The sequence below is a fragment of the Flavobacterium sp. PLA-DH12 genome (assembly GCF_059511845.1).
This window is the reverse complement of record NZ_JCAMPD010000001.1, coordinates 355,267-370,528: the sequence shown is the minus strand read 5'-3', so window position 1 is coordinate 370,528 and position 15,262 is coordinate 355,267. Positions and strand designations below refer to the sequence as shown.

10 protein-coding genes are annotated in these 15,262 nt (G+C 35.5%); 6 read left to right on the top strand and 4 right to left on the bottom strand.

The features are described from left to right. Positions 1–122: 122 nt before the first annotated feature. Positions 123–2,105, bottom strand: coding sequence for a heparin-sulfate lyase HepC (hepC, locus tag AC5ZCW_RS01665; RefSeq protein WP_496117500.1), 1,983 nt, complete (start codon positions 2,103–2,105; stop codon positions 123–125). Positions 2,106–2,116: 11 nt separating this feature from the next. Further along, positions 2,117–3,319, bottom strand: a complete 1,203-nt coding sequence (locus AC5ZCW_RS01660; protein WP_496117498.1) for a glycoside hydrolase family 88 protein — start codon at positions 3,317–3,319, stop codon at positions 2,117–2,119. Between the two features lie 390 nt (positions 3,320–3,709). Here AC5ZCW_RS01660 and AC5ZCW_RS01655 point away from each other — a divergent pair, with 390 nt between their 5' ends. The 6 genes from AC5ZCW_RS01655 (at position 3,710) to AC5ZCW_RS01630 (ending at position 13,728) form a co-directional block, all read left to right on the top strand. Beyond that, positions 3,710–6,082, top strand: coding sequence for a sulfatase-like hydrolase/transferase (locus tag AC5ZCW_RS01655; RefSeq protein WP_496117496.1), 2,373 nt, complete (start codon positions 3,710–3,712; stop codon positions 6,080–6,082). 35 nt (positions 6,083–6,117) lie between these two features. Continuing rightward, positions 6,118–8,463, top strand: coding sequence for an arylsulfatase (locus tag AC5ZCW_RS01650; protein ID WP_496117494.1), 2,346 nt, complete (start codon positions 6,118–6,120; stop codon positions 8,461–8,463). A 121-nt stretch (positions 8,464–8,584) separates the two neighbouring features. Continuing rightward, a complete protein-coding gene (locus AC5ZCW_RS01645; RefSeq protein ID WP_496117492.1) occupies positions 8,585–9,160 on the top strand; it encodes a hypothetical protein in 576 nt (191 codons plus the stop codon). Between the two features lie 3 nt (positions 9,161–9,163). Beyond that, complete coding sequence (locus AC5ZCW_RS01640) at positions 9,164–11,281, top strand: cation:proton antiporter domain-containing protein (protein ID WP_496117490.1); 2,118 nt, start codon at positions 9,164–9,166, stop codon at positions 11,279–11,281. 68 nt (positions 11,282–11,349) lie between these two features. Then, positions 11,350–12,273, top strand: coding sequence for an NAD-dependent epimerase/dehydratase family protein (locus AC5ZCW_RS01635; RefSeq protein ID WP_496117488.1), 924 nt, complete (start codon positions 11,350–11,352; stop codon positions 12,271–12,273). 96 nt (positions 12,274–12,369) lie between these two features. Then, entirely contained in the window at positions 12,370–13,728 is a 1,359-nt protein-coding gene (locus AC5ZCW_RS01630) for a DUF3108 domain-containing protein (protein ID WP_496117487.1), read from the top strand. A gap of 52 nt (positions 13,729–13,780) precedes the next feature. Here the strand turns inward: AC5ZCW_RS01630 and AC5ZCW_RS01625 are convergent, their stop codons facing one another. Both AC5ZCW_RS01625 and AC5ZCW_RS01620 read right to left on the bottom strand, forming a co-directional pair. Continuing rightward, positions 13,781–14,332 carry a hypothetical protein gene (locus AC5ZCW_RS01625; protein ID WP_496117485.1) on the bottom strand — a complete coding sequence of 184 codons (552 nt, stop codon included), beginning with the start codon at positions 14,330–14,332 and terminating at the stop codon, positions 13,781–13,783. A 49-nt stretch (positions 14,333–14,381) separates the two neighbouring features. Beyond that, positions 14,382–15,260: a helix-turn-helix domain-containing protein gene (locus AC5ZCW_RS01620; RefSeq protein WP_343544457.1), complete on the bottom strand. Its 879-nt coding sequence runs from the start codon at positions 15,258–15,260 to the stop codon at positions 14,382–14,384. Between the last annotated feature and the right edge of the window lie 2 nt (positions 15,261–15,262).

The following is a 15,262-nucleotide window of genomic DNA, read 5'->3' as shown; positions in this document are numbered from 1 at the left end:
TGTTATAATTAAAAAGCTATCCAGTTGATATTATCATATCAAAGATAGCTTTGTATTGTTTTTAATTTTGGAAAAAGCTCAAATAAAACTATAGTTTGATAGATTTTTTCGTCAGATTAGATCTAATGAACAAGGTTTTTCTTTATGTGGCTTTCTTTTCCATTGATAGTAATATTTAGATCAATTTTTCCCTTAGAAATATTATGCTCGGGGTTTTCTGTAATTTTTACTGTTGGAGCCTTTTGACCAGCGAATGGGAGTAATAAGGTAATAAAGCCTTGTGTCTGCTGATTGTTTTTTATTTTTTCAAAAGCAAAAGCAGGTCTTGGTGTTTCTTTTTGATATTCGTACGAAACAAAACTAGATTCTTCTTTTAAAGCAATTTTTTCTTTATCAGCGACTTGTATCAATAAATTATTTCCATCTTCATAATGAGTTGTAATGCTATTGTCTAAAGAATTGCTTGAAGCATTGCTGTCTTCTTTAAGATTATAATGAATTCCTAGATTACCAGTTGCGTTTCCAATTGCTTGATCAATAATGAGAAAGAAAGTGTTATCGATAAAAAGGAAAGTTCTTTCGTGGCTTAAATCTTTGTAACTCGGATTGCTGTAAGACAAAATCTGAGTGTTTCCATCAGGTTGCCATTCTAATAGTTTGGCATCGTTTGTTATGTTTTGATTATCAAGTGTTAAAGTTTGATGCGCTTTAGTAGAGCGGTACCAATCTCTTTTAGAGTTCTCTTGATCGCCGACATTTGCATAGACAAAACTGCCTGAATCTGGAGTGAAATTTCGACCTTTTACCCAAAGTGCAAAATTGCCATTGTCAGGATGAGAATGAAACTCAGCTGGAGGCCCAGCTTTAATCTGCATTACGGTTGCAGTGGTATCCAAGCCATTTCTAAAAGCATAAAAACCAGCATATGGAAGACTGCTTGATAAATAGTCAGGCTTTTTTCCTGATTTAAAGTTTGATGCATAATACTTAATAATTTCATTTTTTGGAAAAGCTTTCTCCCAGATCTGATAACTCTTTAACATAGCACTTTTGGTTGTTAAAAAAGAGTTTCCATACAACGGGAAAGTATAATCTGGAAATGAATATTTACCAACCGCAAGCACCATTTTTTCGACTAGATTTTTATAGCTTTCTGGAAATTCATTTTCGATTCCGTTTAATTGGGCTATCTGTAAAGCATCTAAAAATATTTTAATGGTTCCGATATGATAAGAAGGCGAAAGTTCAAATTGGATGCCATCAGGCAATACCTGTTTTTTAATTTCTTCATTTAAAACGGTAATTCCGCTTTTACGCCAAGCAGCAGCATTTTTCATTTCAGGAAAAAAACTACCTGCGTACATCATATGTAGGGCTTCGTACAACCTATGATTTCCAACATCTGTATAATTGTTGGATACATATTCTGCCTGTTCATTATAAGAATTCAAAAATTCCATTAAAAAAGCAGGAGTAAAGTTTGGCGAATTCAAAAACATATTGAAATACGAAGACCAATGATTAAGTCTGAAAGAAACCACAAAAGCTTTCCACGCAAAATCTTTTTCGTCAGAATATGTGCCTTGCTTGTTTTTTTTAATCCAATCGCGTACTTCTAAAACCCATTCTTTGGCATATTTTTCATCTCCCGTACTATTGTAGACAATACCTAATGATTCCCAGAAAGCAGTTCGATGTAAAAAGGTAGACAGTAATTGATCTTGTACAGGACGATATTGCCAATTAATATCTTGTCCGTAATCATATGCTGGATACCCTTTATGCGGTTTAAATTTGTGTATCAGAATATTATTGGCAAGTTCTAAGGTATTGTTGTTAACCTTTTTCCCTTTTAATTTTTCTACATCAGCTGCATTAAAATTCAAATGCTGAACATCGGTACGATTTCGATAATAATCTAATAGTCGGTTTGCTGCTTCTTCATATTTAGATGAAGAAACTAGTTTTTTTACTTTTTCAAGTCCTTTATAATCTAAGTTTATGGCATTAAAGCTAGATTTGGTTATCTTAACATCTTGTGCAAAAGTTTTTTGCATTAAAAGTAAAATAAAGAAGAAGACGAAAGTTTTTATAAAAAGACGCATTTTCATCTAATTTAGATTTCAATTTTTTTAATTGCCGCATATCTCTTTAATGCTTCCAGATAGTAGTAATCGGCATAATCTAGCGGTGTATCAATTTCAGAATTGTACAGAAAAGCGCCCACGCTGTGTTTTAACAAAAAGAAATGATTTTCTCCGGGTTTAGCCAGATAAGCATCAGATGATAAGGATTTTAGTATTTCTTCGGCATAGTCAACGTATTTTTTTCCATCCTTAACTTGAGTACTTAAATCTAAAAGAGCAGAAGCAATAACAGCAGCAGCTGAAGCATCTCGTGGAGCAAGTTCGTCGGTATCTAAAGCATTATGAACATCAAAATCCCAAACAGGCACTTTGTCTTTTGGCATTGTAGGATGGTTCATAATAAATTTGGCAATGTTTTCTGCCTGCTGTAAAAACTTAGGATTTTTGCTGTTTGCATAACACATCGTGTAACCATACAATCCCCAAGCTTGTCCGCGCGCCCAAGAAGATTCGTCTGTAACACCTTGATGTGTTCTTTTGCGTAAAACTTTACCTGTATTCGGATCATAATCTACTAAATGGTATGAACTGTAATCTTTTCTAAAATGATTTTTCATGGTAGTTAAAGCATGTGTATCTGCCACTTTTGCATATTCAGGCTTATTAAACTCAGTAGCACTCCAATACAAATACTCCAAATTCATCATATTGTCTATAATTACGGGATAGTGCAGCCACGGAAAATCCCAAGAGCGAATAGTTCCTACTACAGGGCTGAAACGTGCATAAAGATTTGCAGCACCGTCTGCCAAAACAGGGAGATAAATTTTGTCTCCGGTAATTCTGTAGGCATTTCCATAAGAGCAATACAGCATAAAACCTACATCGTGCGTGTTTTTGATATTTCGAATAGAATCTAAAGCAAGGGTAAATTTCTTCGCTTCTTCTGCCATTGTTTTATCGCCTGTAAGTTCATAACCGTACCACAAACTTCCAGGGAAGAAACCTGTTGTCCAATCAGTTATTCCTGCAAGACGAACAGTTCCGTCTGGATTAACAGATCTCGGATTTTTTCCAGGTTTGTAAGTTTGCGCGGCTTTGTTTAACTGAAAATGAATTACTTCGGTTGTTTTTGTAAACCAAAGTGGCGATGGATCTTCTAGAACAGGTTTTGCAGAAGAACTTAATGCGGTAAATGCAAGTGCCAGAAATAGGTTAAAGGTTTTTTTCATAGTGTAATCGGTTTATTGATATTCGGTTTGGCTGAATATCTTTAAAGCGAAATTAAAAGGGACTACGAAAACCGTGTTTCAGTTTTTACTATAAATGTTTCGAATTTGTCTAAATGTGTGTCAATAGTACATTTTAAATTTTAGTATCACGAAGATTGTCAATTGGGTTATGAAATAATTTTAAGGTTAAAAGCTATAGTTTTTAATTAAAGCGTTTTTTGATATAAATAACATATTGATAGAATGAATTACTGATTTTAATCGAGAGATTGGGTGAGTTGGAACAGAAAATAATGAAAACTTTGTTGCAAATTATAATTTGAAACATCATCAAAAGATTTTGTAAAACCCATGTTTGTAAATTTATTACGAATAACAAAATCTTGTAATATGAAACCGTTTATTAGCCCAAAACTGCTCTTCATTTTAGCTGTATTTCTTTTCAGCTGCAATCAATCTCAGAAAACCGATTCTGTAACAGAAAAAACCGATTCAGGAGAACTAGATCGAACAATACTGCCAATTCCAGAACCTCCTTTTGGCGGAAAAATTGGAGAAACCTACAAAGACTCAAAAGAAGAATGGCCAAAATTGGTTACGCCTCCGCAAGGAGCGCCAAATGTGATTATCATTCTTTTAGATGATGTTGGATTTGGACAGGTAAGCACATTTGGAGGACCGGTTCCAACACCAGAATTAGATAAACTTGCCGCAAATGGCTTAAAATATAACCGTTTTCATACTACAGCCATCTGTGGGCCTTCGCGCGCAGCCTTGTTGACAGGGAGAAATCATCATAATGCGGGTTCTGGGTTCTTGGCCGAATGGGCAACAGGATATCCAAGCTACAATTGTATGATTCCAAAAACTACTGCAACATCTGGTAGAATTTTAAAAGGAAACGGATATAGTACGAGTTGGTTTGGAAAAAATCATAATACGCCAGATTGGGAAAGTAGTATTACAGGGCCATTTGACCGTTGGCCTACGGGGTTAGGCTTCGATTATTTTTACGGATTCATTGGTGGTGAAACGCATCAATATTATCCAGTTCTTTTTGAAAATACGAAAGCAGTAGAACCAGATAAAACTCCAGAACAAGGTTATCATTTTATGACCGATATGACCGATAGAGCCATTAATTGGTTAGAATATAGTAAATCGGTTGCACCTCAAAAACCAGTTATGATGTATTTTGCTCCAGGAGCGGCACATGCACCACATCATGCACCAAAAGAATGGCGTGACAAATTTAAAGGTCAGTTTGATAAAGGCTGGGATGTGGTAAGACAAGAAACCTACGAACGTCAGTTAAAAATGGGAATTATTCCAAAAGGAACAAAATTGACTCCAAGACCTGACTGGGTTACACCTTGGGATAAACTTTCGGCAGATCAGAAAAAACTGTTTGCGCGTTTGATGGAAAATTATGCGGGTTATCTTTCGTTTGCCGATCATGAAACGGGACGCCTTTTAGAAGCCATTAGCAAACTTCCAGATGCCGATAATACTTTAATATTTTATATAGTTGGTGACAATGGCGCTAGTTCTGAAGGCGGAATGGAAGGTACAATTAATGAAGTAAAAGCATTAAGCGGAATCGCCACTCCTTTGGCAGATAACTTAAAACATCTTGATCAAATTGGAGATCCAGATACAGAACCACACTATCCTGTAGGTTGGGCGTGGGCTGGAAATGCTCCTTTTCAATGGGTAAAACAAGTAGCTTCTCATTTTGGAGGAAGCCGAAACCCAATGGTGGTTAGCTGGCCAAAAGTAATTAAGGATAAAGGCGGAATGCGCAGTCAGTTTGTGCATCTGATTGATGTGCTTCCTACAGTTTTAGAGGCTTCTCATTTGCCAGCACCAAAAACTGTCGATGGGGTTGAACAGAAACCTATGGATGGGGTTTCTTTCTTGTCTACTTTTAGTGATAAAAATGCAAAACCAGTTAGAACTAGACAATATTTTGAGGTATTCAGCAATAGAGCGATTTATGATAATGGTTGGGTTGCAGCTACCCAACACACATTTCCATGGAGACAGGATTATGCGCCAGGAAATTGGGATAAAGACAAATGGGAACTTTATAATATTGATGAAGATTATAGCGAATCGGTTGATTTGGCTAAAAAATATCCTGAAAAAGTGGAAGAACTGAAAAAGATTTTTGCAGAAGAAGCCAAAAAGTATAATGTGTATCCATTAGATGATAGAGGAACTGGTCGATTAATTTCGCCAAAACCTACGCCATCTGACCCAAAACGCAAACACTTTACTTTTTATGCAGGAGCAACGAGATTGGCTGAAACAGCGTCGCCAAATACTAAAAATAAATCGCATAGTATAACAGCAGAAATTGAACTTAAATCAAAATCAGACAGTGGTATCATTGTGGCTTCTGGAGGAAGTTCGGCAGGATTTGCTTTATATGTGCAGAACGGAAAGTTGGTTTATCACTATAATTATTTTGATGATGCCCGTTACGTCATTACTTCTAAAGAATCACTTCCAGTTGGAAAAAGTACTGTGCAATTTGATTTTGCTTATGATGGCGGAGGAACTGGAAAAGGTGGAACAGGAAAACTTTATATCAATGATAAATTAGTCGGCGAAGGGCGAGTTGATAAAACCGTAGCCGCTCGTTTCGGAATTGATACTTTCGGAATTGGTGAAGATTCTGGATCTCCCGTTGCAAAATCGTACAAACCTCCATTTAAGTTTACAGGAATTGTTGATAAGGTTGATATTGACTTGAAATAGAGGATAAAATTTAAAAGAGAGAATGTAAATCTACTATGAAAGACATTAAAAAATATCTGATTGTATCGCTTATCTTGATTCTAAGCAGTCATTCAAAAATTTATGCACAAGATGTTCTGCCTTTTCCACCAGTTCCTAGTGCGAGCGTTGCCAACGAAACATTGGCGGAAAGCACACACAAAAGAAGAGCGCAGCCAGATCATTTGCCGAAAGACGCACCAAATATCATTATAATTTTAATGGACGATTTGGGTTTTGGTACACCATCAACTTTTGGAGGTGGAGTTAATACGCCAACTTTAACCAAAGTATTTAAAGAGGGAATTGCTTATAATGAGTTTCATACTACTTCAATCTGTTCTCCAAGCCGTGCTGCTTTATTAACAGGTAGAAACCATACGCACGTAGGAAACGGAACAATTGCAGAAAGAGCCGTAGATTGGGATGGTTACACGGGAATTATTCCGAAAGAAGCTGCTACCGTTGCCGAAGTTTTAAAGAATTATGGCTACAGTACTTCTGCTTTTGGAAAATGGCACAATACGCCAGCGAACCAAACGACAGTTGCTGGGCCTTTTGATTACTGGCCGGTCAATTACGGATTTCAGCATTTTTACGGATTTTTGGCTGGAGAAACTTCACAATACGAACCAAGATTAATCAATGATTTTACACCAGTAGAACCTCCAAAAGACGAAAAGTATCATCTAACAACCGATTTGGCAGATCACGCAATAGAATGGATGAAACAACACAAATCGTACGCAGCAGACAAACCTTTTCTGTTGTATTTCGCTCCAGGGGCTGGTCATGCACCGCATCATATTTTTAAAGAATGGGCAGACAAATACAAAGGAAAATTTGATGACGGCTGGGATGCTTATCGCGAAAAAGTATTTAAACGCCAGAAAGAATTGGGATGGATTCCAAAAAACGCCATGCTTACGGCACGTGACAAAACAATGGCTTCTTGGGAAAGTATTCCACAATCTGAAAGAGCATTTCAAATTCGTATGATGGAAGTATTTGCGGGATATGTAGAACACGCTGATCATGAAGTTGGTCGTGTTTTGGATGCGCTTGAAGCGAATGGGCAAAAGGACAATACTATCGTGTTTTTTATTTGGGGAGATAATGGTTCGAGTGCCGAAGGGCAAAATGGTTCTATAAGTGAATTATTGGCTCAGAATGGCGTTTCAAATACCATTCAGCAACAGCTTGAAGCTTTGGATAAACTCGGTGGATTAGACGCAATTGGCGGACCTCTTTTAGAGAATAATTATCATGCCGCTTGGGCTTGGGCTGGAAATACGCCTTTTAAACATACCAAATTAGTGGCTTCTCATTTTGGAGGAACACAGAATGCAATGGTGGTTCGTTGGCCAAAAATGATTAAACCCGATAGTACGCCTAGAAGTCAGTTTCATCATATAAACGATATTGTGCCTACTATTTATGATATTTTAAATATCAAAGCACCAAAAGTGGTTAATGGTTTTGAACAAATGCCATTAGATGGAGTAAGTTTTAAATATACTTTCAATGATGCTAAAGCTAAAGAAGTATCTAAAGTTCAGTTTTTTGATAATAACGGAAGCCGTGGAGTTTATAAAGACGGTTGGTATGCCTGTACTTTTGGACCTTTATATCCATGGATTCCTGCTCAGAAAGGTTTAGCCGAATGGGATTCGACCAAAGATGTTTGGGAATTGTATAACATAAAAGAGGATTATACGCAGTATTATGATTTAGCCGCTAAAAATCCACAAAAATTAAAAGAGCTTCAAGAGATTTTTAATGAAGAAGCTAAAAAGAATAAAGATTATCCAATTGGTGCCGGAATCTGGCTTCGCATTCATCCCGAAGATGTTATTAAAGCACCGTATACTTCTTGGACTTTTGATGAAACAACCAAAAGAATGCCCGAGTTTAGCGCGCCAGGTTTAGGCAAAAAAAGCAATAAAGTTGTTGCCGAAGTTGAAGTAAAAGAAAATGCTTCGGGAGTTTTATATGCGCTTGGAGGCTCTGGCGGCGGTGTGACTTTGTTTATGGATAACGGAAAATTAGTGTACGAATATAATATGCTGATTATTGAACGCTATAATGTCGAATCTTCAGAAAAAATTCCGGCAGGAAAACATAAAATAGAGGTTTTAACGACTATTGCAAAACCAGGTGCACCAGCAGATATTGTTATCACAGTTGACGGCAAAGAATATGCTAAAGGGCAAGTAAAACGTACTGTTCCAGTAGCTTTTACAGCCAGCGAAACTTTTGATGTTGGTGAAGATCTTGGAGGACCAGTTTCTATTCGCTATTATAAAAAAGCGCCTTTTAAATTTGAAGGAAAAATAAATAGCGTGAAAGTAAATTTATTATAAAAACAGCACTCAAAATCTTGATTTTACGCATAAGAAAGAGAAAAAAAATCTGTTTTTTATCCGTTTTTGGCCTGCTAAAAGGATTTTTCTGCTTATCTTGTAGAATCCAAAACCAATTTTTATGACTATAAACAGACTATTCCTTATCTTTTTTGTACTTGTTTTATCTTCCTGCAGCAATAAAAAAGAACAGGAACTTATTATGCGTGAAAATGCACTTTTAGAAAGAGAAAAACAATTTCAAGATAAAGAAGCAGATTATGATAAGCTCTTAAAAATGAGAGACAGTTTATTATCTATTTCTAAAGTAAAAGATACACTTCCTAAAATAAAAGAATGGCCAGAAAATCTTAAAGTGGCATGGAATAGCAAGATGATCTGCAGAGAATCGAACTGCAGCAATTATGTGATTGGCGATCAGCGCAGCGAGGTTTGGGAGTTTGTGTCAGATTCTACCGGAATGTTTACAAACGTCTTAAGTAATAACGAAATTAAACGTGTTTTTGCTGGACAATATTTAGAAAGTAAAATAGTCCTTGATTCTGCAAAAGAAGCCTCTTCAAAAAACAAAATAAAAGTGAGCGTAGTGCTAGATGATATTAAAAAAAACATCATAAAAGGCACACAGACTATAACTGGTCAGGATAATTGTATCGCAAAATTCTCAGTCGAACTTACTCCATCTACTAAAAAGTAATTTATGCTACTGAGTATACATCATATCACATTTCCCATCGAAGATCCTCTTTTAAAGTATCTTATCGAAATTATCATTATTTTATGTATTCCGCTTTTATTGAATAAGATAAAGGTGCCACATTTGCTAGGCCTTATTATTGCCGGTGCTCTTATTGGTCCAAATGGATTTGGAGTGCTTTCTAGAGACAGCAGTGTTGTAGTTACAGGAACTACAGGTCTTTTGTATATCATGTTTCTAGCAGGTCTGGAAATTGATATGGCCGATTTTAAAAAGAACAAATGGAAGAGTATTATCTTTTCGATTTTCACTTTTGCCGTTCCGTTTGCTTTAGGGCTTGTAGGCGGTTATTATTTACTTCATTTTTCACTGCTTACCTCAATTTTGTTTGCCAGTCTTTTTTCATCGCATACTTTAATTGTGTATCCAATGGTAAGCGGTTTGGGGATTGCCAAAAACCTTGCTGTAAATATAACAGTAGGCGGAACGATGATTACCGATGTGCTTTCGCTTTTAGTCTTAGCGGCTATCGTTGGAATGTCGCAGGGAGAAGTCGGAACAGCTTTTTGGGTAAAATTATCCGTTTCAATGGTTGTCTTTGCTTTAATTGTACTGCTCATTTTTCCGGTAATTGCCAGATGGTTTTTTAAAACGGTGGATGACAAAATCTCGCAATATCTTTTTGTATTGGTTATGATTTATCTGGCAGCGCTTTTGGCTGAATTGGCAGGAATCGAATCTATTATTGGTGCCTTTTTTGCTGGATTGGCCTTAAATAAATTAATTCCGCATACATCATCTTTAATGAACAGGGTCGAGTTTGTCGGAAACGCCATTTTTATTCCTTTCTTTTTGATTAGTGTTGGAATGTTGATTGATTTTAATGCGTTTATACAAAGTTGGGAAACTTTATGGGTAGCGTCAATTATGTTGGTCGCATCAATAGGAGGTAAATATGTTGCAGCCATTCTGACAAAGAAAACATTTAGACTAACAAATGATGAAGGACAGTTAATTTTTGGACTGAGTTCGGCATCTGCGGCGGCGACATTGGCTTCTGTCATGGTTGGTTACAATATAATTATTGGCGAAAATGATGCGGGTGAACCTATAAGACTTTTAAACGAACATGTGCTTAACGGCAGTATTCTTCTTATTTTGGTTTCTTGTACCATATCATCGTTTGTCTCTATGGCGAGTGCACAACGCATTGCACAAGCAGAAAAAGACAATACAGTGTCGGGCGATAGTAAAGAAAAAGAAAATATACTGCTTGCTGTGAATCATGAAGCTACGGTAGAAAAAATGGTGAATCTTGGCTTGATGGTAAAAACAGCATCTAATAAACAGCTTTACGCCGTAAATGTGATTAATGAAGATGCCAATGAATCTTCTGAAAAAAATGCCGAAAGAATACTAGAAAGCGCGATAAAAGCTGCTTCGGCTGCAGATGTAGAACTACATCCAATTACACGCCATGACAATGATACAGCTGGGGGAATAAGCAATGTGATAAAGGAAAAAGATATTACCGATCTTATTGTAGGTCTGGAAGGCGGAAAAGGCTTTTCGGCTTCATTTGTATACAATTTGTATAATGGTTATCTGCGAAATAAAAATATCAATTTAATGGTCTATCATGCGGTTCAGCCAGCAGCGACTATCAAAAGATATTTGGTTTTTATTCCAGCAGATGCCGAATTGGATGCAGGATTTTTTCATTCGATGTTAAGAATCTGGAATATTGGCCGTAATTCTGGAGCCAAAATGAGTTTCTACGGAAAAGAAAAAACACTAAATATCTTAAAACGAATCGCTAAAAAAGCCTCTATAGAAGCAACATTTGATGTTTTTTCCAATTGGGAAGATGCTCAGCAAACCGCCCTGACTATTGAAGAAAATGAAGGATTAATTATTATGATGGGAGATAAGGGAATGCACTCGTATTTTTCGCGAATGCGAGATATTCCAGATCTTTTAAATCTAAAATTTAATAACAACAACTACATGCTTATCTATCCTTTTTCTAAAACTACTTCAAACAATACCGAAAAAAGGTCAGTCAGCAGTCATGATGATTTTGCTGAAATCGGAAAAGCGATTCGAAATATTTTTAAATGATTATTCTCTTTATAAGAATAAAAAAAGTTGTTAAACAATAAGTATTAAAGAAAAGCTAATTTAACGGAATGCAGACAATATTAGGAGCCAGCGGACAGATTGGCGAAGAACTGGCTAGAGAACTGAAAAGAAATTTTACTTCAGATGTTCGGATTGTAAGCCGTAAAGCTAAAAAAGTAAATGATACCGATATGGTTTTTTCAGCAGATTTAATGAATAAAGAAAAAGCCATAGAAGCTGTAAAAGGTAGCGAAATTGCTTATTTCACGTTAGGACTTCCAATGGATTCTGATCTATGGGAGAAACAATTTCCATTAATTCTAAGAAATACTATCGAAGCTTGTAAAATCAATAAAACAAAACTTGTCTTTTTTGATAATACTTATATGTATCCGCAGGATGATAGAAGGCTTACAGAAGACACAGCATTTGAACCAGTAGGAAGAAAAGGTATTGTTAGAAAAGAAATGGCAGAAATGGTTTTAAACGAAATAAAGTCAGGTCAATTAGAAGCAGTTATCTGTCGTGCTCCTGAATTTTATGGTCCAGATAAAACACAGAGTATTACCAATACTTTAATCTTTGATAACATCAGAAAAGATAAAAAACTAAAAGTGCCTTTAAGTGATACTAAAAAAAGAAGCTTAATTTGGACACCAGATGCAAGCCGCGCTACTGCGTTAATAGGAAACACACCAGACACTTTTGGTCAGACTTGGCATTTACCTGTTGATGATAGTCATCTTAATTATAAAGAATTTATTGCGCTGACTTCTGAAATATACGAGAGCGAATTAAAATATGCTGTTATACCAAAGTTTGTGTTTAAAATAGGAGCACTTTTCAATAAGAGGCTAAAAGAGCTACAGGAATTGCTTCCGAGATACGAACACGACAATATTTTTGATGACTCAAAATTTAGAAAACGATTCCCAGATTTTGCCGTAACAAACTATAAAAACGGAATTGGACAGATTAGAAAAGAACAATGATAATGAAGCTGAATTTTGATTGGAAATAACCATGAAATCAGGTATTGTTTTCTGTAGATAGCGTCAGTAAATTTGCGCCTAATCAAATAGTTTCCAATGAAAGTTAACAGTTTAGGCAGTTTTTTATCAATGAAATTAACATTTTTAAAAAATAGAAGAGCAATTTTGGTAAAACCCCTTTTATATGCAATGATGCTGCTTCCATTTATTGCATTCGGTCAAAAAGAGATAGTTCCTGGAAGTAAAGATATCAATACCAAATACATTAAACCCGAAAAATCGCTTTATACCGTTTATTATGTAAAAGGTACAGAATGGAAAAACATGGGAGCATTGACCTACGATATTGTTTTAGCCAACAATCAATTAACTTTAAACAATACTTTCACTCCCAAAGATAACGGAAAACCTACCACGCGTATTAGTACAGCAGATGCTCTCACGTTGAAAGCGATTAGTTATTCTGATGAAACGAAGAATGCAAAACTAAACCTTAATTTTGGCGAAACGATTACAGGTAATTTTTATTCGAAGAAAACCAAAAAAGATAAAAAGCTAAAATTGAAGCCTAAAGAAGAATTTTTTGACTTCAACTGGACGGATCATTTAATCGGAACATTACCATTGGATGTAGGCTATAAGGGCCGTTTCCCTCAATTTTATTATAATGATGAGTCAAATGTGCTGGTTGAATATTACACCATCAAAGAGGTTAAAAGTTACGTCTACAATTCTCCGAGAACTGGTAAACACGATACATGGATTGTTTCAGTTCTAGAAGAAAGCACCAACGCTTATTACAATTATATTATAGACAAAAAAGACCACCGTCTTTGGCAGCGAGAAATGTCTATGGCAAACGGAATGTGGGAAATCACAGTTAACGAAGAATTAGATTATCAGCCTATTAAAAACAAATTTAATAAAGAAGAAGTTGCCCGACAGATTTCTAATGGCAATGGTGTTATAATTGGTACCGCTTACGCAAGATCCGATTCTGGTAAAAAATTAGGAGGCTTAGTTAATACAGCTAAGAAACAATATGCTCCAAAAGGAACAGAAATTACACTTTTTCCAAGTTCTGCTTATTATGAAGAATGGCTGGAAGTGAACAAGAAAATTCGAAAACAGAAAAAAATGCCAGAAGTTCCTTTGGATAACGATTTTGGTTATTCGGTTAAAAAAGCCAAAGTATATGACGATCAGGGACATTTTGAGTTTGCAGATCTAATGCCGGGAACTTATGTGGTTATGGTGAGCTTTGATTTTACAAATTCTTATAATTATTCATACGTATCAGGATATACCAATTATTATAATTATTTTGGCTATCAAGGTTCTACAACCAATTATGGCACAGCTAGCCAATCTTATAGTGATAAAGCTAACATTGAGAAGCGTGTAACTATTGATAAGGATGGGGAAAAGAAAGAAGTGAATTTAAAAGAAATATAATAAAAAATAAGAAAGCCGTATCAACAGGAAGTTTGATGCGGCTTTACTTTTATTAGTTTTCCGGATTAAACTTAGACATATACATGTACCAGTTCCATTCCCAAGAATTTCCATTATCTTCAGAAAATGCCTGACTCCAAACAGGGTTATTTTTATCTCTTGCATCCCAGCGAAAAATCACAAGAATATCTTTTCCGTTAAAAATGTCTTTAGTCACAAAATGGCCAACATTGTTTTCAAAAGAACCTAAAACTGGCGGGTCTAATCTTCCTTCATTAGAATCGGCCCAATAAATACTCCACAATCTGCTTTTCGGGTTAAATAATCTAACGGTCATACCTTCAAATGGCTGTCCGTCAAATGTGGCAAGGAAATTATCAATATTACCGATTCCGTTTAAAACCTTATACATTTCTTGTGTAGATTCAAATTCGGTCCATTCTGTACAATTAGACAATCTCGAATTGAGTTTTTTATTATGAAGTTTCCATTTTCCTTCAAAAAAATCAAAATCATGTTTCGATGAAGTGGGAGAGGCCGTTATTATTAATTCTCCATTTGCATCAAAATTTATTTTCGGAATTTCTAAATTTTCTGTTTGCATCGTTTTTGGTTATTTGATAATTAGGATAAAAATAAATGTATTAGAATCTTCAAGACGCACCTCGGTTAAAACCTATTGTTTCTCTGTAGGATTGCGGAGAAATATCGGTTTTGCCTTTAAATACTCTGCTAAAATAGTATTCGTCATCATAGCCCAATTCATAAGCAATCTCTTTGACTGTTTTGTTTGTGAGGTACAATTCTCTTTTTGCTTCCACAATGATACGTTCTGTAATTAAGTCAGAAAGTGTCATATTAAAATGATTTTTTGCTGCACGCGCAAGTACAACCGGAGTTACATGAAGGATTTCGGCATATTCACTGGCTGAATGTTTCGTTCGGAAATGATCTTCAATAGCATTTCTTAAATTTTGAATTATAAAAAGCTGTTTTTCATTTCCGTTTATTTCTTTCACAGATTGTTGTTCGAGTTTTATTCGTGTGGCAAAAACCAAGAATATTTTCAAATAAGAAACCAGAACTTCATCTTTTCTCAAAGCTTCCATTTTCAGCTCATTGACAATTTCTCTGACAATATTCATCAATGTCTGTTTGTTATTTTGATCTAAAAGAATAAAAGGCTGCTCATAAACATTATTGAATAGAATTCCGTTTGCTGCAATTTCTTTATGATGTCGATAAATACAGAAAAAATCATGATGAAACTGAATGGAAACACCAGCAATTGGCCCTTCTGAAGCTAGCATAAAAGGCTGATACGGATAAAAGGCAAATAAAGTGTTTTCTTTGAATGCATATTCAGAAAGATCAACTTTGGCTAATCCTTCTCCCGAAGTAATTATAATTAACGTAAAATAGTTATTACGCTGAATATGATCAAAATAACTAGCATTATCAAATTCAAAAACCTTGAAAGATAAATTTCCGTTTTGCTGATTAACCAGAGTATGTACAGATTGTGATAACATCT

What these genes read in the sequence shown, in the direction of transcription:
- AC5ZCW_RS01625 (WP_496117485.1), bottom strand. Translation starts at nt 14,332, where the DNA reads ATGCAAACAGAAAATTTAGAAATTCCGAAAATAAATTTTGATGCAAAT.
- AC5ZCW_RS01640 (WP_496117490.1), top strand. Translation starts at nt 9,164, where the DNA reads ATGCTACTGAGTATACATCATATCACATTTCCCATCGAAGATCCTCTT.
- AC5ZCW_RS01645 (WP_496117492.1), top strand. Translation starts at nt 8,585, where the DNA reads ATGACTATAAACAGACTATTCCTTATCTTTTTTGTACTTGTTTTATCT.
- AC5ZCW_RS01660 (WP_496117498.1), bottom strand. Translation starts at nt 3,319, where the DNA reads ATGAAAAAAACCTTTAACCTATTTCTGGCACTTGCATTTACCGCATTA.
- AC5ZCW_RS01630 (WP_496117487.1), top strand. Translation starts at nt 12,370, where the DNA reads ATGAAAGTTAACAGTTTAGGCAGTTTTTTATCAATGAAATTAACATTT.
- AC5ZCW_RS01650 (WP_496117494.1), top strand. Translation starts at nt 6,118, where the DNA reads ATGAAAGACATTAAAAAATATCTGATTGTATCGCTTATCTTGATTCTA.
- AC5ZCW_RS01620 (WP_343544457.1), bottom strand. Translation starts at nt 15,260, where the DNA reads ATGTTATCACAATCTGTACATACTCTGGTTAATCAGCAAAACGGAAAT.
- AC5ZCW_RS01655 (WP_496117496.1), top strand. Translation starts at nt 3,710, where the DNA reads ATGAAACCGTTTATTAGCCCAAAACTGCTCTTCATTTTAGCTGTATTT.
- AC5ZCW_RS01635 (WP_496117488.1), top strand. Translation starts at nt 11,350, where the DNA reads ATGCAGACAATATTAGGAGCCAGCGGACAGATTGGCGAAGAACTGGCT.
- hepC (WP_496117500.1), bottom strand. Translation starts at nt 2,105, where the DNA reads ATGCGTCTTTTTATAAAAACTTTCGTCTTCTTCTTTATTTTACTTTTA.